Annotated in this window: 14 protein-coding genes and 4 tRNA genes; 9 read left to right on the top strand and 9 right to left on the bottom strand. The window is 69.6% G+C overall.

The window, feature by feature from the left end:
• The first annotated feature begins 41 nt into the window (after positions 1 to 41).
• The 7 genes from purS (at position 42) to purM (ending at position 7,791) form a co-directional block, all read left to right on the top strand.
• Entirely contained in the window at positions 42 to 305 is a 264-nt protein-coding gene (gene purS, locus DIZ27_RS01790; RefSeq protein WP_109376450.1) for a phosphoribosylformylglycinamidine synthase subunit PurS, read from the top strand.
• Positions 302 to 982: a phosphoribosylformylglycinamidine synthase subunit PurQ gene (purQ, locus tag DIZ27_RS01785; RefSeq protein ID WP_109376449.1), complete on the top strand. Its 681-nt coding sequence runs from the start codon at positions 302 to 304 to the stop codon at positions 980 to 982. The genes purS and purQ overlap by 4 nt, the downstream gene beginning before the upstream one ends.
• Positions 979 to 3,237 carry a phosphoribosylformylglycinamidine synthase subunit PurL gene (purL, locus tag DIZ27_RS01780; protein ID WP_109376448.1) on the top strand — a complete coding sequence of 753 codons (2,259 nt, stop codon included), beginning with the start codon at positions 979 to 981 and terminating at the stop codon, positions 3,235 to 3,237. Before purQ ends, purL begins: the two co-directional genes overlap by 4 nt.
• 146 nt (positions 3,238 to 3,383) lie before the next feature.
• Positions 3,384 to 4,181, top strand: coding sequence for a maleylpyruvate isomerase family mycothiol-dependent enzyme (locus DIZ27_RS01775; RefSeq protein ID WP_109376447.1), 798 nt, complete (start codon positions 3,384 to 3,386; stop codon positions 4,179 to 4,181).
• A 56-nt stretch (positions 4,182 to 4,237) separates the two neighbouring features.
• Positions 4,238 to 5,080 carry an META domain-containing protein gene (locus DIZ27_RS01770; RefSeq protein ID WP_109376446.1) on the top strand — a complete coding sequence of 281 codons (843 nt, stop codon included), beginning with the start codon at positions 4,238 to 4,240 and terminating at the stop codon, positions 5,078 to 5,080.
• Between the two features lie 62 nt (positions 5,081 to 5,142).
• Positions 5,143 to 6,669: an amidophosphoribosyltransferase gene (purF, locus tag DIZ27_RS01765; protein WP_109376445.1), complete on the top strand. Its 1,527-nt coding sequence runs from the start codon at positions 5,143 to 5,145 to the stop codon at positions 6,667 to 6,669.
• Between the two features lie 39 nt (positions 6,670 to 6,708).
• Positions 6,709 to 7,791, top strand: a complete 1,083-nt coding sequence (gene purM / locus DIZ27_RS01760) for a phosphoribosylformylglycinamidine cyclo-ligase (protein ID WP_109376444.1) — start codon at positions 6,709 to 6,711, stop codon at positions 7,789 to 7,791.
• A 176-nt stretch (positions 7,792 to 7,967) separates the two neighbouring features.
• Here purM and DIZ27_RS01755 read toward each other — a convergent pair whose 3' ends face one another.
• Positions 7,968 to 8,219: a DUF3073 domain-containing protein gene (locus tag DIZ27_RS01755; protein ID WP_109376443.1), complete on the bottom strand. Its 252-nt coding sequence runs from the start codon at positions 8,217 to 8,219 to the stop codon at positions 7,968 to 7,970.
• Between the two features lie 389 nt (positions 8,220 to 8,608).
• Entirely contained in the window at positions 8,609 to 9,697 is a 1,089-nt protein-coding gene (locus DIZ27_RS01750; RefSeq protein WP_109376442.1) for a Glu/Leu/Phe/Val dehydrogenase dimerization domain-containing protein, read from the bottom strand.
• Positions 9,698 to 9,972: 275 nt separating this feature from the next.
• On the opposite strand from DIZ27_RS01750, the gene DIZ27_RS01745 reads away from it, so the two are divergent.
• Entirely contained in the window at positions 9,973 to 10,827 is an 855-nt protein-coding gene (locus DIZ27_RS01745; protein ID WP_109376441.1) for a hypothetical protein, read from the top strand.
• A 560-nt stretch (positions 10,828 to 11,387) separates the two neighbouring features.
• Positions 11,388 to 11,594 (top strand): developmental transcriptional regulator BldC, encoded by a 207-nt coding sequence (bldC, locus tag DIZ27_RS01740; RefSeq protein WP_003949541.1) that lies wholly within the window; start codon positions 11,388 to 11,390, stop codon positions 11,592 to 11,594.
• 565 nt (positions 11,595 to 12,159) lie between these two features.
• Here the strand turns inward: bldC and DIZ27_RS01735 are convergent.
• From DIZ27_RS01735 to DIZ27_RS01700, 7 genes are all read right to left on the bottom strand, one after another.
• Positions 12,160 to 12,405 carry a DUF6274 family protein gene (locus tag DIZ27_RS01735; protein ID WP_109376440.1) on the bottom strand — a complete coding sequence of 82 codons (246 nt, stop codon included), beginning with the start codon at positions 12,403 to 12,405 and terminating at the stop codon, positions 12,160 to 12,162.
• Between the two features lie 468 nt (positions 12,406 to 12,873).
• A tRNA-Asp gene (locus DIZ27_RS01725) sits at positions 12,874 to 12,948 on the bottom strand.
• 94 nt (positions 12,949 to 13,042) lie between these two features.
• On the bottom strand, positions 13,043 to 17,068 hold the full coding sequence (gene hrpA, locus DIZ27_RS01720; RefSeq protein ID WP_109376438.1) for an ATP-dependent RNA helicase HrpA: 4,026 nt from the start codon (positions 17,066 to 17,068) through the stop codon (positions 13,043 to 13,045).
• Positions 17,069 to 17,169: 101 nt separating this feature from the next.
• Positions 17,170 to 17,243: transfer RNA gene (locus DIZ27_RS01715), tRNA-Phe, on the bottom strand.
• Positions 17,244 to 17,267: 24 nt separating this feature from the next.
• Positions 17,268 to 17,342 (bottom strand) — tRNA-Asp (locus DIZ27_RS01710).
• 35 nt (positions 17,343 to 17,377) lie between these two features.
• Positions 17,378 to 17,450: transfer RNA gene (locus tag DIZ27_RS01705), tRNA-Glu, on the bottom strand.
• Between the two features lie 80 nt (positions 17,451 to 17,530).
• Positions 17,531 to 19,159 carry a metallophosphoesterase gene (locus DIZ27_RS01700; RefSeq protein WP_109376437.1) on the bottom strand — a complete coding sequence of 543 codons (1,629 nt, stop codon included), beginning with the start codon at positions 19,157 to 19,159 and terminating at the stop codon, positions 17,531 to 17,533.
• Positions 19,160 to 19,167: the final 8 nt, after the last annotated feature.

The following is a 19,167-nucleotide window of genomic DNA, read 5'->3' as shown; positions in this document are numbered from 1 at the left end:
GTCTGAAGGGACCTGCTCAGCACCACACACCGGGAGTGCCAGTGGCACGCGTCGTAGTCGACGTCATGCTCAAGCCGGAGATCCTCGACCCCCAGGGCCAGGCGGTGCAGCGCGCACTGCCGCGGCTGGGTTTCGAGGGGATCTCGGACGTCCGTCAGGGAAAGCGATTCGAACTGGAAGTTGACGGGCCGGTCGACGAGGCCGCGCTCGCCCGCATTCATGATCTTGCGGAATCCTTCCTCGCCAACACCGTGATCGAGGACTTCACCGTCAGGGTCGAGGAAGTCTCGGGGGCCGTGAAGTGACCGCTCGTATTGGCGTCGTCACTTTCCCCGGCAGCCTCGACGACCGGGACTCGCAGCGCGCGATCCGGCTCGCGGGCGCCGAACCCGTGGCGCTCTGGCACAAGGACAAGGACCTCAAGCAGGTCGACGCGGTCGTGCTGTGCGGCGGATTCTCCTACGGCGACTACCTGCGCGCCGGGGCCATCGCCCGTTTCTCGCCGGTGATGGACACCGTCATCGAGCAGGCGAAGGCGGGACTGCCGGTCCTCGGCATCTGCAACGGCTTCCAGATCCTCACCGAGGCGCACCTGCTCCCCGGCGGCATGCTGGGCAACGACCACCTGCACTTCATCTGCCGTGACCAGAAGCTGCGGGTGGAGAACGCGGAGACCGCCTGGACCACCGACTACACGGCCGGCCAGGAGATCCACATCCCGCTGAAGAACATGGACGGCCGCTACGTCGCCGACCAGTACACGCTGGACGAGCTGGAGGCCGAGGGCCGGGTCGCCTTCCGGTACCTCGACTTCAACCCCAACGGCTCGCTCAACGACATCGCCGGCATCACCAACGCGGCGGGCAACGTCGTCGGTCTGATGCCGCACCCCGAGCACGCCGTCGAGTCACTGATCGGCACCGGTCGCACCGACGGCCTCCCGTTCTTCACCTCGATCCTCAAGAAGCTGGTCAACGCATGAGCCGGACGCCTCTGGACACGGTCGAGCACGCGGCCGAGACCCCCGACGTCGAGCTGCCCTGGGCCGAACTCGGCCTCAAGAAGGACGAGTACGAGCGGGTGGTGGAGATCCTCGGCCGCCGCCCGACCGGCGCCGAGCTCGCCATGTACTCGGTGATGTGGTCCGAGCACTGCTCGTACAAGTCCTCCAAGGTCCACCTCCGGCAGTTCGGCGAGAAGGCCCCCGAGTCCGACGCGATGCTCGTCGGCATCGGCGAGAACGCCGGTGTCGTCGACGTCGGTCAGGGCTACGCGGTCACCTTCAAGGTCGAGTCGCACAACCACCCGTCGTACGTCGAGCCCTACCAGGGCGCGGCCACCGGGGTGGGCGGCATCGTCCGCGACATCATCGCGATGGGCGCCCGCCCGGTCGCCGTCGTGGACCCGCTGCGCTTCGGTGCCGCCGACCACCCCGACACCAAGCGCGTCCTGCCCGGCGTCGTCGCCGGCATCGGCGGCTACGGCAACTGCCTCGGCCTGCCCAACATCGGCGGCGAGGTCGTCTTCGATGCCTGCTACCAGGGCAACCCGCTGGTCAACGCCGGTGCCATCGGCGTCATGCGGCACGAGGACATCCACCTTGCCAAGGCCTCCGGGCCCGGCAACAAGGTTATCCTGTACGGCGCCAGGACCGGCGGCGACGGCATCGGCGGCGCCTCGATCCTCGCCTCCGAGACCTTCGACGACGCCAAGCCGTCCAAGCGCCCGGCGGTCCAGGTCGGCGACCCCTTCCAGGAGAAGCTCCTCATCGAGTGCACCTTGGAAGCCTTCAAGGAGAAGCTGGTCGTCGGCATCCAGGACCTCGGCGCGGCCGGCCTGTCCTGCGCCACGTCCGAGCTGGCCTCCAACGGCTCCGGCGGCATGCGCGTCGTCCTCGACGACGTACCGCTGCGCGACTCCACGCTCTCGCCCGAGGAGATCCTCATGAGCGAGTCGCAGGAGCGCATGTGCGCGGTCGTCGAGCCGGAGAAGGTCGACCGCTTCCTCGAGATCTGCGAGAAGTGGGACGTCATCGCCACCGTCATCGGTGAGGTGACCGACGGCGACCGCCTGGAGATCTTCTGGCACGGCGGCAAGATCGTCGACGTCGACCCGCGCACCGTCGCCCACGACGGCCCGGTCTACGAGCGCCCCTACGCCCGCCCCGACTGGCAGGACGCGCTCCAGGCCGACGACGCGAACAAGCTGCCCCGGCCGCAGACGTCCGACGAGCTGAAGGACCAGGTCCTGAAGCTGGTGGGCTCGCCCAACCAGGCCTCCAAGGAGTGGATCACCCGGCAGTACGACCACTTCGTGCAGGGCAACACGGTCCTCGCCCAGCCCGAGGACTCCGGCATGATCCGCGTCGACGAGAAGACCGGCCTCGGCGTCGCCATCGCCACCGACGGCAACGGCCGGTACGCCAAGCTCGACCCGTACACGGGCGCGCAGCTGGCCCTGGCGGAGGCCTACCGCAACGTGGCGACGACCGGTGCCAAGCCGCTCGCCGTCTCCGACTGCCTGAACTTCGGCTCGCCGGAGGACCCCGCGGTCATGTGGCAGTTCGCGGAGGCCGTGCGCGGTCTGGCCGACGGCTGTCTGCAGCTCGGCACCCCGGTCACCGGCGGCAACGTCTCGCTCTACAACCAGACCGGCGAGGCCGCCATCCACCCCACCCCGGTGGTCGCGGTCCTCGGTGTGATCGACGACGTGGCGCGGCGCACGCCGGCCGCCTTCCAGGAGGAGGGGCAGCTGCTCTACCTCCTCGGCGACACCCGTGAGGAGTTCGGCGGCTCGGCCTGGTCCCAGGTCGTCCACGACCACCTCGGCGGCCTGCCGCCCGAGGTCGACCTGGAGCGCGAGCGCCTCCTCGGCGAGATCCTGATCTCCGCCTCCCGCGACGGCATGATCGACTCCGCGCACGACCTGTCCGACGGCGGTCTGATCCAGGCCGTGGTCGAGTCGGCGCTGCTCGGCGGCAAGGGCGCGCGTCTGGTCGTACCGGACGGGCTCGACGCGTTCACCTTCCTGTTCTCCGAGTCGGCCGGCCGCGCGATCGTCGCCGTGCCGCGTTCGGAGGAGGTCCGCTTCACCGACATGTGCGGTGTGCGCGGCCTCCCGGCGACCCGCATCGGAGTCGTCGACGGGGACACGGTGGACCTCCAGGGCGAGTTCGCGCTCACCCTCGAGGAGCTGCGCACGGTCCACGAGGAGACGATCCCGGCCCTGCTGGCCTGATCCGAGGCCTGCGTCGTTCGGTTTCCCGTACGGAGCCCCCGCCCGGTCCGCCGGTCGGGGGCTCCGTCGTTCGTGGGGCCGGCCGGGGCGGCGAGGTGTCCGAGGCGCCCGTGCCGACCTCGCGGCGCACCTCCTAGGCTGCCCCCATGTCCCCGGCCAAGAAGCGCACCCGCTCCTACGACCCCGCCAAGACCCGCACCGCCGTCCTGGCCCAGTTCGGGAACGTACGGCAGGCGGTACGCACCCTGGACGCGCGACACCTCGCCCTGCCCACCCGCCTCGGCGACTGGACCGTACGGGACCTGCTCGCGCACCTCGCCCTGACCGTCGGGAGCGTCAGCCGGGCCCTGGAGCGGGACGAACCGGCGAAGCCCGAGCTGGCGCTGCTGGACTACCCCGCCGCGACCGCCGCCCACGCCGGTGCCGTCGCCGAGCGTTCCCGGGCGCTCGCCGAGGCGACCTCGGACTTCGACGCCCTGTTCACCCGCACCGCGGAGGAGCTGACCCGGGACCTCGACGCCGCCCCGCCCACCCGTGTGCTCGCCCTGCGCCCCGGGGCCATGAACCTCACCGACTACCTGGTCACCCGCACCGTCGAGCTCGTCGTCCACGCCGACGACCTGGGCGCCGCCGTGCCCGGCCTCGACGTCCCCCACGACCGTCAGGCCCTCGCCGCCTGCACCCGGCTGCTGGCCGACACGCTGGCGGCGAAGGCGCCCGGCGGCTCGACGGAGGTGCGCATCCCGCCGTACGCGGTCGTGCAGTGCGTGGCGGGGCCGCGGCACACCCGGGGCACCCCGCCCAACGTCGTCGAGACCGACCCGCTGACCTGGATCCGGCTGGCCACCGGGCGCACGGCCTGGCAGGACGCGGTGGCCGATGCCGAGGTGAGCGCGAGCGGGGAGCGGGCGGACCTGGGACCGTACCTGCCGCTGATGACGTGAGGCGACGGCGGACGACGCGAGGGGAACCGGAAGTCCCCCGTCTCCGTCGAAGCGGCATGTACACACAGAGGAACAACCGGCGCAAACGGCGCACCGTTCTCGCGGCGGCCACCGTCGCCCTCTCCGTCCCCTTCGTGGCGGCCTGTGGCAGTGAGCAGGCGGGCGCGGGCGCGGGGGCGGACGCCGGGCGGGCGAGCGCGGTCGGTGCGAAGACGGGTACGGCGGAGCGGTCCCTCACCGGCATGCGCTGGAACGTCGACAGCGTCACCGCGAACGGCACCACCCTCCGTGCCCCCGTCGACTCGCACGTCACCATCGAGGACGACGGCCGGACCAGCGGCCGGTACGCCTGCAACTACTTCCGCGGTGAGACCGGCTTCGACGAAGACCGGGTCCGGTTCGCCGTCGACACCACCCTGATGGCCTGTGACGACGAGCCGCGCAGGAGCTTCGAAGGTGCCCTCGCCCGCGCCCTCTCCTTCCAGGACGGTGCTCTGAAGGTCCGGGTGAACGACGACCGTCTGAGCCTCACCGCCGACGACGGCACCACCGTCCGTCTCAGCGAGGGCAACGCGGACACCCCGCTGTACGGCACGAAGTGGAAGATCGTCTCCCCCGACTCCGCGGGCCGTGCCCACCTCACCTTCGACGAGGAGGAGGGCACCGTCTCCGGAAGCCTCGGCTGCAACAAGGTGAACGCCGACGCCACCGTCCGCGACGGCCATATCACCGTCGGCACGCCCACCACGACCCGAATGGTGTGCGAAGACTCACTCATGAAGACCGAGAAGCGGCTGCTGCGGCTCTTCGACACCACGCTCAACTACCGGGTCGAGCACCGGAGCATGACGCTGACCAGCGAGAACGGTCCGTCCGTCGAACTCTTCGCCGCCACGTGATCCAGGGCTGAGGTGGTGCACCCAATTCGGACCAGCACTCGACCTCGCCTACACTCGGTGCCGTGCCACGTGGTGACGGACGACTCAACCACGACCTGCTCCCCGGAGAGAAGGGCCCCCAGGACGCCTGCGGCGTCTTCGGTGTCTGGGCTCCGGGCGAAGAGGTCGCCAAGCTCACGTATTTCGGGCTGTACGCCCTCCAGCATCGGGGTCAGGAATCCGCGGGTATCGCGGTCAGCAACGGCTCCCAGATCCTCGTTTTCAAGGACATGGGCCTGGTTTCCCAGGTCTTCGACGAGACCTCGCTCGGTTCGCTCCAGGGTCATATCGCGGTCGGTCACGCCCGCTACTCGACCACCGGCGCCTCCGTGTGGGAGAACGCCCAGCCGACGTTCCGCGCCACCGCGCACGGCTCGATCGCGCTCGGCCACAACGGCAACCTGGTCAACACGGCGGAGCTCGCCGAGCTGGTGGCCGAGCTGCCCAAGGAGAACGGCCGCGCCCCGAAGGTGGCGGCCACCAACGACACCGACCTGATAACCGCCCTGCTGGCCGGCCAGCGTGCCGCCGACGGCGAACCGGTGACCGTGGAGCAGGCCGCGCACGTGGTCCTTCCGCAGGTCAAGGGCGCCTTCAGCCTCGTCTTCATGGACGAGAACACGCTGTACGCCGCCCGCGACCCGCAGGGCATCCGCCCGCTGGTCCTCGGCCGGCTCGAGCGCGGCTGGGTCATCGCCTCCGAGTCCGCCGCCCTCGACATCTGCGGCGCCAGCTTCGTCCGCGAGATCGAGCCCGGCGAGTTCGTCGCCATCGACGAGAACGGACTGCGCTCTTCCCGATTCGCGGAAGCGAAGCCCAAGGGCTGTGTCTTCGAGTACGTGTACCTGGCCCGCCCGGACACCGACATCGCCGGCCGGAACGTCTACCTCTCGCGCGTCGAGATGGGCCGCCGCCTCGCCGAGGAGGCGCCCGCCGAGGCCGACCTGGTGATAGCGACCCCGGAGTCCGGCACCCCGGCCGCCATCGGCTACGCGGAGGCCTCCGGCATCCCCTTCGGCAACGGCCTGGTGAAGAACGCGTACGTCGGCCGTACGTTCATCCAGCCCTCGCAGACCATCCGCCAGCTCGGCATCCGACTGAAGCTGAACCCGCTCAAGGACGTCATCAAGGGCAAGCGCCTGGTCGTCGTCGACGACTCGATCGTGCGCGGCAACACCCAGCGCGCCCTGGTCCGCATGCTCCGCGAGGCGGGTGCCGCCGAGATCCACATCCGGATCTCCTCGCCGCCGGTGAAGTGGCCGTGCTTCTTCGGCATCGACTTCGCGACCCGCGCCGAGCTGATCGCCAACGGCATGTCCATCGACGAGATCGGCACCTCGCTCGGCGCCGACTCCCTGGCGTACATCTCCATCGACGGCATGATCGAGGCGACGACCATCGCCAAGCCGAACCTGTGCCGCGCCTGCTTCGACGGCGAGTACCCGATGGAGCTGCCCGATCCGGAGCTCCTCGGCAAGCGGCTCCTGGAGTCGGAGCTGGCCGCCGGTACGGCCGAGCCGGCCGCGCTCGACGCGATCCGCCGCCCGTAAGCCCTGCCCTGCCGTAACGAGACGAAGGCTCTCCCAGTCATGTCTGAGAACACTGGCGCCGGCCACGCGGCGGCGTCGTACAGGACCGCGGGCGTCGACATCGACGCGGGTGACCGAGCGGTCGAGCTGATGAAGGAGTGGGTGAAGAAGGCGCGGCGCCCCGAGGTCCTCGGCGGCCTCGGCGGTTTCGCCGGCCTCTTCGACGCCTCCGCCCTGAAGAGGTACGAGCGTCCCCTGCTGGCCTCCGCCACGGACGGCGTCGGCACCAAGGTCGACATCGCCCGCCGCATGGGCGTCTACGACACCATCGGGCACGACCTGGTCGCCATGGTGATGGACGACATCGTGGTGTGCGGCGCCGAGCCGCTGTTCATGACCGACTACATCTGTGTCGGCAAGGTCCACCCCGAGCGGGTCGCCGCCATCGTCAAGGGCATCGCCGAAGGCTGTGTACTGGCCGGCTGCGCCCTGGTCGGCGGGGAGACGGCCGAGCACCCCGGCCTGCTGGGCGAGGACGACTTCGACGTCGCCGGCGCCGGTACGGGCGTCGTGGAGGCCGACCGGCAGCTCGGCCCGGACCGCATCCGCAAGGGTGACCGGGTCGTCGCCATGGCCGCCTCCGGGCTCCACTCGAACGGGTACTCGCTGGTCCGGCACGTCCTGCTGAACCAGGCCGGGCTCGCCCTGGAGAGCCGGATCGATGAGCTGGGCCGCACCCTCGGGGAGGAGCTCCTGGAGCCCACCCGGATCTACTCGCTGGACTGCCTGGCCCTGATCCGCACCACCGAGGTGCACGCCTTCAGCCACGTCACCGGCGGCGGCCTCGCGGCCAACCTGGCCCGCGTCGTCCCGGACGGGCTGCACGCGGTCGTGGACCGCTCCACCTGGAGCCCGGCCCCGGTCTTCGACCTCGTCGGCCGGACCGGTTCGGTCGAGCGCCTGGAGCTGGAGCGCACCCTCAACATGGGCGTCGGCATGATCGCGATCGTGCCGGAGGAGTCCACGGACGCGGCGCTGACCACGCTGGCCGACCGTGGTGTGGACGCCTGGGTGGCCGGCGAGATCACCGACCGCGGCGAGTACACGACGGGAGCGGCACTGGTGGGTGACTACGCGAGCTGATGCAGGACGAGCACACCGAGCGGCAGGCCGAGCACGGTGACTCCCCGCGCGGACCGGCGGACCGGGGCCAGTGGACCCGGCACCACCGGGCCGCGCCCGGAACCCGGGGCGTGCGGGCAGCACAGAACCCGGTCGGTGACCGGAGTCACCGACCGGGCTGATGAATCAGTGCAAGGTCAAGCGCCACGACGTTGGGGAGAGGACTGGCCGTCCTCGTCCTCGTCGTCGTCCTCATAGAGGTCGGCGTACCGTGCGTACAGGTCGTCCTGCTCATCGTCCTCGACCGGGTCACCGTTGACATTCGGTGACGTGTTCGAAGGTGATGCACCCAGCTCCTCGGCCAGACGTGCGAGATCCGTCCCGCCGCTGTTGTACTTCAGCTGGCGGGCGACCTTTGTCTGCTTGGCCTTGGCCCGGCCGCGCCCCATGGCTCGACCCCCTCAACGACGGGGCTCGACGGCCCCAGAGTCTTGACACGCGTTCATAGTCCGGAACGGACTCTCCGTGGAGAGGCCGGTCCGTAGGGCTCCCACGGTACCTGAGCCCACGCCCATACGGTACGTCGCCCGCGTGACGTGCCCCCTTCCGTGACCCTTACGGCACCCTGTTCTCGCAGGTCAACTGCGATTTCAAGCACTTGTCGAGGGCCGACCCGCCGAGAGAAGTGAGAGTTCTCTCGAAGTACCCCGCCGCGGGTACCGGCCAAACGTACGAACAGCGTCCGGACGGGGGCGGGGACGGACCCACCGGCCCGTCCCCGCCCCCGTCCGGCATCGGCGTTCCTGTCTGCGTTCCTGTTTACGGTTTACAGCCTGTTTCAGCGCGCCGCGCGGGCCTCCGCCATCCGCTGCTCGGCGATCCGGTCGGCCGCCGCGGCCGGCGGAATCCCGTCGGACTTCGCACGTGTGAAGATCGCGAGCGTGGTGTCGAAGATCTTCGCCGCCTTCGCCCTGCACCGGTCGAAGTCGAAGCCGTGCAGCTCGTCGGCGACCTGGATGACACCGCCGGCGTTCACCACGTAGTCCGGCGCGTAGAGGATCCCGCGGTCGGCGAGGTCCTTCTCCACACCCGGGTGGGCGAGCTGGTTGTTGGCGGCGCCGCAGACCACCTTGGCGGTCAGGACCGGCACGCTGTCGTCGTTCAGGGCACCACCCAGTGCGCAGGGGGCGTACACGTCCAGCCCCTCGGCCCGGATCAGCGCCTCGGTGTCGGCGACGGCCGTGACGCCCCGTGGGTGCCGGTCCAGGACCCGCCGCACGGCGTCCTCGCGCACGTCGGTGACCAGGACCTCCGCGCCCTCCTTGAGCAGGTGTTCCACCAGGTGGTGGCCGACCTTGCCGACTCCCGCGACGCCGACCTTGCGGTCGCGCAGAGAGGGGTCGCCCCACAGGTGCTGGGCGGCGGCCCGCATGCCCTGGTAGACACCGAAGGAGGTGAGCACCGAGGAGTCGCCCGCGCCGCCGTTCTCCGGGGAGCGGCCCGTGGTCCAGCGGCACTCGCGGGCCACGACGTCCATGTCCGCGACGTAGGTGCCGACGTCACAGGCGGTGACGTACCGGCCGCCCAGTGAGGCGACGAACCGGCCGTAGGCGAGCAGCAGCTCCTCGCTCTTGACCGTCTCGGGATCCCCGATGATCACTGCCTTGCCGCCGCCGTGGTCGAGACCGGCCATGGCGTTCTTGTACGACATCCCGCGGGCGAGGTTCAGCGCGTCGGCGACGGCCTGCTCCTCGGTCGCGTACGGGTAGAAGCGCGTACCGCCGAGGGCGGGGCCCAGGGCGGTGGAGTGGAGGGCGATGACGGCCTTGAGGCCACTTGCACGGTCCTGGCAGAGCACGACTTGCTCGTGACCGCCCTGGTCCGAACGGAACAGGGTGTGCAGGACGCCGTCAGATACGTCGGTCACGGTGGTGACTCCTGAGTAAGTAGCGGCGGGTGGACGCAGATCCCGAAAACTCCCCCGCCGCTTGTGGCGATGGGGGAGCCCGCGGAGGCTGTGAGCACGAGATTAGGCCCTGCCGTGCCCGAGAGCGGCGACGTGTCCAGGATCACGTTCCCGTGGTCACTCCCGGGGTGTCACCGTGCGACCATTTGCCTGGATTGCCCGTGCGTCCGCGTCCCCCGCGCGCGCGTGAGCGGGCCCGCAGGTTTTCGCGCCGGTGCGCGGGGGAGGGAGCAGGCGTGCCCAAGGTCTCCTCGGTGGTCGTGCCCTACGCGACCTATCTGCGCGTGTACGAACCACTGGCCGCCTTCCCGGAGCCGGAGCGCGGCCACTGGGCACGTTACGCCCGCCGCACCGACCTCCCCTCCTACCAGGACGAACTCCGCCGGGCCCTGGCCGACGTCGTGCCCACCCCGCCGGTCCCGGTTCCGGTGCGGGAGAGCGACGACGCGTTCGTGCTGGAGGTCGACGGAGTGGTCTGCGTCTGCCCCTGGCGCACCCGGCTGCGCGGCTGGCAGGCCCTGGGCGAACTCGCCGAGGAATTTCCCCTGCCCGTCCTGGACACGCTGCTGCCCCCGTTCGTACGACGCCAGGCCGCCGAGGACTACGAGCGCTGGCTGGCCGCCCACCCCGACGCCCGGCCGTGGATCCGCACGGCGACCTGGCAGGTGCCGATCAACTGGTTCGTGCTGGTCTCGGACGAGGAGCGCGAGTACGACAAGGGTTCCGCCGGCGCGGGTTCCACCGGGACTCCCGTACTGCGCTACCGGACGCCCATGGTCGAGGCGCGGCGGCGGGTGGCACGCGGACTGCGGGCACTGAAAGACACCATGGACGGAGGGCCGCTGATCGACGGCCTGGTGGACGTCGGGCGCTGGTTGGAGGAGTTCCATCCGCGCTCACTGGTCGAGCTGGACTACGGCGGCCTGGTGCACGTCCTGCCGGCCGGCGCCCTGGAGGACGACCACTCGGCGGCCGACGTGGCCGAGGGGATCGCGGCCCTGCGCCGCGGCGACGGAGTGGCCGCGGGGGAGGCCTACGGGCGGCTGGTGGAGCGGTGGCGTTCCGTACGGGATCTGCGGTCGGCCAACTGACGCCCGCCGCACGGCCGAGGTGGCGAACGGGCGTTTGACCAAACGCCCTTCTTGAGGTTTTGTCGTCGCCCTGAGGTTTCGTCAACCCGAACCCGACAACGGACGTAGATGCCGATCCGGGCGTATGTCCCAAGCGGGTCAAGCGTGACGGACCGCACGTACGCGGCCCTTGCGCCCCTTGCACCCCCTCGTGCCAAAATAGGACAAGGAGTCCGGGAGGGCTCCTCCGTCCTGCTGTGCTCGACTATGGGCGGAATCTCAGCATTGCCCGCTTTGGGGGGTCGAGTGGCTCCTGATCTCGCCTGTGACTGATCGTCACAGGCGAGTGACTGTCCGCTATGGCATGGTCCATCGGCTTCCGCGGCTGATGAACACCTGGGAGGGCAATTCCATCGGTTTGGCCGACGCGGCTGGACGGATGGTGTAGTTGTAGTGCCGAGGACAAGCCGTTCGTCCTATAACCGACTCGACCCGCGTCCACCATTTCGGGCAACGCGGGTCAAGGTGCAGAATTTAGAGGAAAGAACCGAGAAGGTTCGGTTCTCCCGAGGAGGCCGCTCATGACCGCTCGCACCCCTGATGCCGAGCCGCTGCTGACCCCGGCTGAGGTCGCCACCATGTTCCGCGTGGACCCGAAGACGGTCACGCGTTGGGCGAAGGCCGGCAAGCTCACGTCGATCCGCACGCTCGGCGGGCACCGCCGCTACCGCGAAGCTGAGGTCCGCGCCCTGCTCGCGGGCATTCCGCAGCAGCGCAGCGAGGCCTGAACAACTGAATAACCCGGACGAACCGGCTGGTCCCCCAACTGGTCGAGGCGTTCGGAACCACAGCTCCACACGACGCGGGGACTGCCCCAACAGGCCCCTCTCCCACGCCGAACAGAACTTTCCAGGCAGCTGCACAGGGTGCGTCGTCGATCGCGCTGGACTCCGCCGAGTCCAGCGCGATTTTTTGTGCGGTGGGCTGTCGGCCGGTCGGTGTGAACGCTCGGTGATCGGTGCTGGCCGAGGCCCCGGAAAGGCCGGCCGGGTGGGCCGACGGGTGCTTCGTGCGCGAGCTTGTCCGACTCCGGGGGCGACTGTGGGGCCATCTGTGCGGAGGCTTGTGCGGGCCCCTGAAGAGAGTGCAATTGTACATATTAAATTGACTTGGCATAGGACGGGAGTGAGTACCGCACATTCCAAAACTCGTGCGGTGACACCCGTCACATACCGGCTGGGTTGTTGAGCCACCGGCATATGCGCTAGAGGGGGTGGGCGTCGGGGGCGAGGCGAGCAACTCGGCGGTGGGGCCCGGTAACCGGGTGGCCGGGGTGCTGGGCGGGGCGGTGGGCTAGGCGGTCGCGGCGCCCTCGCCCTCGACGGGCTCCGGTGGCCGCTCTGTGCCTTCGGGGGGTTCGGTGGGTTCGGTGGATTCGGTGGGGCGGGGGAAGGAGTCGTGGGGGGCGGAGTCCATCGCCAGCCGCAACAGGCGGTGGCAGACAGGACAGTGGCGGGTGAGATGCCCCCCGAACGACGACGCGGCCAACAGGTGCGCGCGGAGTAACGCCTGCGTTTCGTGCCTGGCCGATGCGGTCATGTGCCACCTCCAGAGGGCCGCACGGAGAGCGGCCCGCCCTGCTGTCCGGGGTACCCAGGGAATCCCGCCCCGTCAAGACACAGGGAGTTCCGCCGGGAAGCCTCAGAGGCGCTCGACACGGGGCGTGGGGCCCTGGAACACGCGGGACCGCATGAAAGGCCCTCACGCCGCCGGTGAGGGCCTTCGGGTGGCGAATGGCGACGCCGCGAGGGGGGAGTGGGAGAGAGGGCGACGACGAAACCTGGCGAGAAGGACCTCACCGTTACGGCGACCGCCACGGGCGCGGCCTGGTCGCGGATACGGCGAAAGGGTCCGCGCCACATGGTGCGGGCGCCTTGGTGGATGCGGTCCTGACGGGGTTCGCTGTGTTCGACGGCGGCTGCCGCCGCGGGCGCGGCCTCTGCCCCGGCCCGGTCTCAAGTACGGCGAAGGGGCCCGCACCGTACGGTGCGGGCCCCTTCGTGAAAGCGGTCCTGACGGGATTTGAACCCGCGGCCTCCACCTTGACAGGGTGGCGAGCACTCCTAACTGCTCCACAGGACCAGGTTTCGCGGCGCGATTACCGTCTTGCGCTGCGAGAAGAGACTGTACAGGAGTCGTGGCCCGCTGGTCGAATTCACCCTGCGTGCCGCTTCCGTCACGGAACGGCGGCGTCGATCGCCTTCACGATCCGCTTGTCCGACACCGGGTACGCCGTGCCCAGCGCGTGGGCGAAATAGCTGACCCGGAGCTCCTCGATCATCCAGCGGATGTCCAGCACCTGCTGCGGCACCGGCCGCCCCTGCGGCATCTGCTCCAGCAGCCAGGCGTACTCGTCCCGCATCTCCTGGACCTTCTCCATGCGGGTCGTGTCCCGCTGGGCGTTCGCCGGCATCTGCTGCAGACGACGGTCCACGGCCACCAGGTACCGCATCAGGTCCGGCAGCCGCCGCAACCCCGTCTCCGTCACGAACCCCGGCTTCACCAGGGCGTCCAGCTGCCCCCGCACGTCCTGGAGGTTCGCCAGCAGCGCGGGGCTGCGCACGCTCTTCAGCCGCCGCTCACACGCCTGCCAGGCGGCAAGTACCTGCTGCACCTGATCCACCGCACGGACGGTCGTGTCCACGATCTCCGCGCGCACCTTGTCGTACAGCTTGCGATACGACTCCTCGTCCCACACGGGCCCACCGAAGTCCGCGATCAGCCGGTCCGCCGCCGCCATCGCGCAGTCGTCGAACAGCGCCTGGATCGAACCGTGCGGATTCGCCGACAGAGCGAGCTTCTGGGGGTTCGTCAACTTTTCGGATGCGAACTTCGCGGGACTCACCGGGATGTTGCGCAGGATCAGCCGACGCGTGCCCTTCCACATCGCCGGCTGCTGCTCCGCCTCCGTGTCGAAGAGCCGTACGGAGACCGTGTCGCCGTCGTCGACCAGTGCCGGGAACGCCTTCACCGGCTGACCGGCCCGCCGTGTCTCGAAGACGCGGGTCAGTGTGCCGACGGTCCAGTCGGTCAGCCCCGTACGCTCCAGGGACTCGCCACCCCGGCGTTCGGCCGTGGCGGCCGCCGCCCGCGAGAGCGCCTTGCGGGCCTTCGGCTTGAGCCGGATCCGGAGCGCTTCGAGGTCCTTGTCCTCGTCGAGCTTGCGACGACGCTCGTCGACGATCCGGAACGTGACCTTCAAATGGTCGGGGACCTTGGACCAGTCGAAGTCGTCCGCGTCGAAGGGCACCCCGACCATGCGCTTCAGCTCACGCGCCATCGTCGTGGTCAGCGGCTCCTGCAGCGGAACCGCTCTCTCCAGGAACGCCTTCGCGTAGTTCGGCGCCGGCACGTAGTTGCGGCGGATCGGCTTGGGGAGGGAACGGATCAGCTCCGTGACGACCTCCTCCCGCAGACCCGGGATCTGCCAGTCGAAGCCCTCCTCCGTGACCTGGTTCAGCACCTGGAGCGGAACATGGACCGTCACCCCGTCCGCGTCCGCACCCGGCTCGAACTGGTACGTCACCCGGAACGTGAGGGCGCCCTGCCGCCAGGAATCCGGATAGTCGGCCTTGGTGACGGCCTCCGCCGACTCACGGATGAGCATCTCGCGCTCGAAGTCGAGGAAGTCCGGCTGCTCGTGCCGCTTGCGCTTCCACCACGAGTCGAAGTGGGCCCCCGACACGACGTGCTCGGGAACCCGCTGGTCGTAGAAGTCGAACAGGGTCTCGTCGTCGACCAGGATGTTCCGGCGCCGCGCCCGGTGCTCCAGCTCCTCGACCTCGGTGAGCAGCCTGCGGTTGTCCGCGAAGAACTTGTGGTGCGTGCGCCAGTCACCCTCGACCAGGGCATGGCGGATGAACAGCTCGCGCGACACCTCGGCGTCGATCCGACCGTAGTTCACCTTGCGGTGGGCGACGATCGGGACGCCGTACAGCGTGACCTTCTCGTACGCCATCACCGCGGCCTGGTCCTTCTCCCAGTGCGGTTCGCTGTACGTGCGCTTCAGCAGATGCCCGGCGAGCGGCTCGACCCACTCCGGCTCGATCTTCGCGTTGACCCGGGCCCACAGCCGGGACGTCTCGACGAGCTCCGCCGACATCACGAACCGCGGCGGCTTCTTGAACAACGCCGAACCGGGGAAGATCGCGAACTTGGCGTTGCGCGCCCCCACGTACTCGTTGCGCCCGCCTCCGTCCTTGCGACCGCTCCCGTCCTTGTGCCCGGCCGCACCGGAGTCCTTCGACTCCTTCACGTCCTTCATCCCGATGTGGGAGAGCAGACCCGCGAGCAGCGAGACATGGATACGGTCCCCGGGCGCGTCCTCCTCGTTGAGGTGGATGCCCATCTGCTTGGCGACCGTGCGCAACTGCGTGTAGATGTCCTGCCACTCACGGATCCGCAGGAAGTTCAGATACTCCTGCTTGCACATGCGCCGGAAGGACGACGAGCCGCGCTCCTTCTGCTGCTCGCGCACATAGCGCCACAGGTTCAGGTAGGCGAGGAAGTCGCTGGTCTCGTCCCGGAACCGGGCATGCTGCTGGTCCGCCTGGGTCTGCTTGTCGGACGGCCGCTCACGCGGGTCCTGGATGGACAGCGCCGCCGCGATCACCATCACCTCGCGGACACAGCCGTTGCGGTCCGCCTCCAGCACCATGCGCGCCAGCCGTGGGTCGACCGGCAGCTGGGCCAGCTTCCGCCCGGTCTCCGTCAGCCGCTTGCGAGGGTCCTTCTGCGCCGGGTCCAGCGCGTTGAGCTCCTGCAGCAACTGCACGCCGTCCCGGATGTTCCGGTGGTCCGGCGGATCGATGAACGGGAACTTCTCGATGTCGCCCAGACCCGCCGCCGTCATCTGCAGGATGACCGACGCCAGGTTCGTACGGAGGATCTCCGCGTCCGTGAACTCCGGGCGGGCGTCGAAGTCGTCCTCGCTGTACAGCCGGATGCAGATGCCGTCCGACGTACGCCCGCAGCGGCCCTTGCGCTGATTGGCGCTGGCCTGCGACACCGGCTCGATCGGCAGCCGCTGCACCTTGGTCCGGTGGCTGTACCGGGAGATACGGGCGAAGCCCGGGTCGATGACGTACTTGATGCCCGGCACCGTCAGCGACGTCTCCGCCACGTTGGTCGCGAGAACGATCCTGCGGCCGCTGTGCTGCTGGAAGACCCGGTGCTGCTCGGCGTGCGAGAGCCGCGCGTACAGCGGCAGCACTTCGGTGAACCTGTACTGCTTCTTCGTCAGCGCGTCCGCCGTGTCCCGGATCTCCCGCTCACCGGAGAGGAAGACCAGGATGTCGCCCGGTCCCTCGGCGATCAGCTCCTCGACCGCGTCCGTGATCGCGGTGATCTGGTCACGGTCGGCGTCCTGCGAATCCTCCTCGAGCAACGGCCGGTACCGGACCTCGACGGGATACGTACGACCGCTGACCTCGATGATCGGAGCATCGCCGAAATGCCGGGAGAACCGCTCCGGGTCGATGGTCGCCGAGGTGATGACGACCTTCAGGTCCGGGCGCCGCGGCAGCAGCTGAGCGAGATACCCCAGCAGGAAGTCGATGTTCAGCGACCGCTCGTGGGCCTCGTCGATGATGATCGTGTCGTAGGCGCGCAGCTCCCGGTCCGTCTGGATCTCGGCGAGCAGGATGCCGTCGGTCATCAACTTCACGAAGGTGGAGTCCGGACTCACCTGATCGGTGAACCGCACCTTCCAGCCGACGGCCTCCCCGAGCGGAGTGTCCAGCTCCTCGGCGACACGTTCGGCCACCGTGCGGGCGGCGATCCGGCGGGGCTGTGTGTGCCCGATCATCCCGCGGACGCCCCGGCCCAGCTCCATGCAGATCTTCGGGATCTGCGTGGTCTTGCCCGAACCCGTCTCGCCCGCGACGATCACCACCTGGTGATCGCGAATGGCCTCGGCGATCGTGTCCTTCTTCTGGCTGACCGGCAACTGCTCCGGATACGTGATCACCGGGACACGCGCACGCCGCCCGGCCATCCGCTCCTCGGCCTTCGTGACCTCCGCCGCGATCTCGTCGAGCACAGCGGTCCGGGCCTCCGGCTTGCGGATCTTGCGCGCGCCTTCGAGCCTGCGCCCGAGCCGCTGCGCATCGCGCAGTGAGAGCTCGGTCAGGCGGGAGGCGAGGGCTCCGAAGGAGGGGGTGTCGGAAGAGGACGCGGAAGCGGAGACAGGTTGCGTGGACATACGGGAACCAGGATCTCATCATCGAGAATTTTGTGGCCAACAGTTTTGGCGGTGCGGCGCACGCGAACACCCCCTCCGGGAACCCGGAGGGGGTGTTGTTGTGGCTGGGGCCGGGGTCGAACCGGCGACCTATCGCTTTTCAGGCGATCGCTCGTACCAACTGAGCTACCCAGCCACGAGGTTTCACGTGAAACCTCAGCGGTCCTGACGGGATTTGAACCCGCGGCCTCCACCTTGACAGGGTGGCGAGCACTCCTAACTGCTCCACAGGACCAAGCTTCGTACGACAGTGTCGCACAGGGTGGTGCGTGCCCCCAACGGGATTCGAACCCGTGCTACCGCCTTGAAAGGGCGGCGTCCTAGGCCGCTAGACGATGAGGGCTATCGGCCCGCCTGGGCGCTTCTCAGCGCGTCGGGGACGTGAGAAGCATATGGGATGGCGGGAGCGATCGCCAAAACGATTTACGGGGCGCTTGTCGAGGGGGGCCGAGGCGGGGACTGGGAGGGGGATTCGGAGGGGAACTCGGAAGGGGACTCGGAGGAGGACCCGGACGGCGTCGCGCCCGGTTGGTTCTCCTCCGGGAGGTGGCGGCTGACCTCTGCCGTCGTGAGACCCAGGCCGCCCAGCTTGATCGCGTCCCAGGCCTGGAGGCGGCGTGTGTCGCGGTCGAAGTAGAGGATCGAGGTCTCGATCGGGTCGGGGTGCTCGCCCTCGATCGCCCGCAGGCCGCTGCCGCCGGTGGAGCCCTCGGTGCGGAGCCGGGTGCCGTACTTCATGACCTCCGTCTTCTGGCGGTGGATGTGCCCGGCCAGGACGAGGGGCACCGTGCCGTCGACCTCGCGAGCCGCCGACGGTTCATGGGCGACGGCCACGTCGACCGGGGTGCCGGCCGCCTTCTGGTCGCGCAGGGCGGAGGCGAGGCGGGCGCCGGCGAGTTCCTGGGACTGCTCGGCTCCGGGTTTCTTGGACCGGTCCGGGGTGAACTGGGGGTCTCCGGTGCCGGCGAAGCGCAGGCCCGCGATGGTCTCGGCCCGGCCCTCGTCCAGGACGTGGACGTTCTTGAGGCCTTCCAGATAGCGCTGGGTGACCAGGGAGTCGTGGTTGCCGCGGACCCAGACATAGGGGGCGCCGAGGTCCTCGACGGGGTCGAGGAAGCCGTTCTCGGCGGCGGTGCCGTGGTCCATGGTGTCGCCGGAGTCGACGATGACGTCCACCCGGTACTGCTCGACGAGCGAGGCGATGATCGCCCAGCTCGCGGGGTTGAGGTGGATGTCGGAGACGTGCAGGACCCGGATGGTGGTCGGGTCGGGCTGGTAGACGGGGAGCGTGGAGGTGGCGTCGTAGAGCTTCGTCACGTTGGTGACCAGGCGGGCCAGCTCTTTTTGGTAGACGTCGAACTCGGTGACGATGCTGCGGGCGTTGCCGACCAGGGACGGCGCGGAGGAGAGCAGCCCGGAGAACTTCGGTTCGAGGACGGAGTCCGGGTTCCAGGTGGCGTACGCGGTGCCGCCGGACGCGGCCAGCAGGGTGAGGGCGAGGCCGCCCGCGGCCAGGGCGCGGCGGGGCCGGCGGTAGACGATGAGGCCGAGCGCGGTGGCGCCGGTGACGACGGCGACGACGGAGCGTACGGCGAGGTCGGCTGTGCCGCGGGCGATGTCCTGGGTGACTTCGTCCTGGAGCCCGGAGAGGCGTTCGGGGTGGTCGACGAGGGCCTGGGAGCGGGCGGGGTCGAGCTGGTCGACGTTGACGTCGAGGCGGACGGGGGCGTTGTGGCTGTCGAGTTCGAGGGCGCCCAGGGGAGAGACGTTGATCTTCGTGCCGCCGGTGAGGGAGGGGCGCAGGGTCATGGTCGTGTCCATGGGGCCGACCGGGACCCGGACGTCGCCCACGACCAGCAGGCCGAGCCAGGCGCCCAGCAGAACGACGGCGATGAGTCCCAGGACCCGCTTCCAGGGGCGGGGGCGGGGGGCGAGCGTGGTGGTCGTCGTCGGAGGGACGCGGCGGCGGGAGCGGTGGCGCCGACTGAGTGCGCGCGGGCCCCTTGGGGAGCGGTGTCGGAGGTTCCTGAGTACGGAGGGGACGCGGACCATTGGTCCCG

This window comes from Streptomyces sp. NWU339 (assembly GCF_003143855.1).
Taxonomy (GTDB): domain Bacteria; phylum Actinomycetota; class Actinomycetes; order Streptomycetales; family Streptomycetaceae; genus Streptomyces.
The sequence above is the reverse complement of the archived record's forward strand: the minus strand, read 5'-3'. Positions and strand labels throughout refer to the sequence as shown.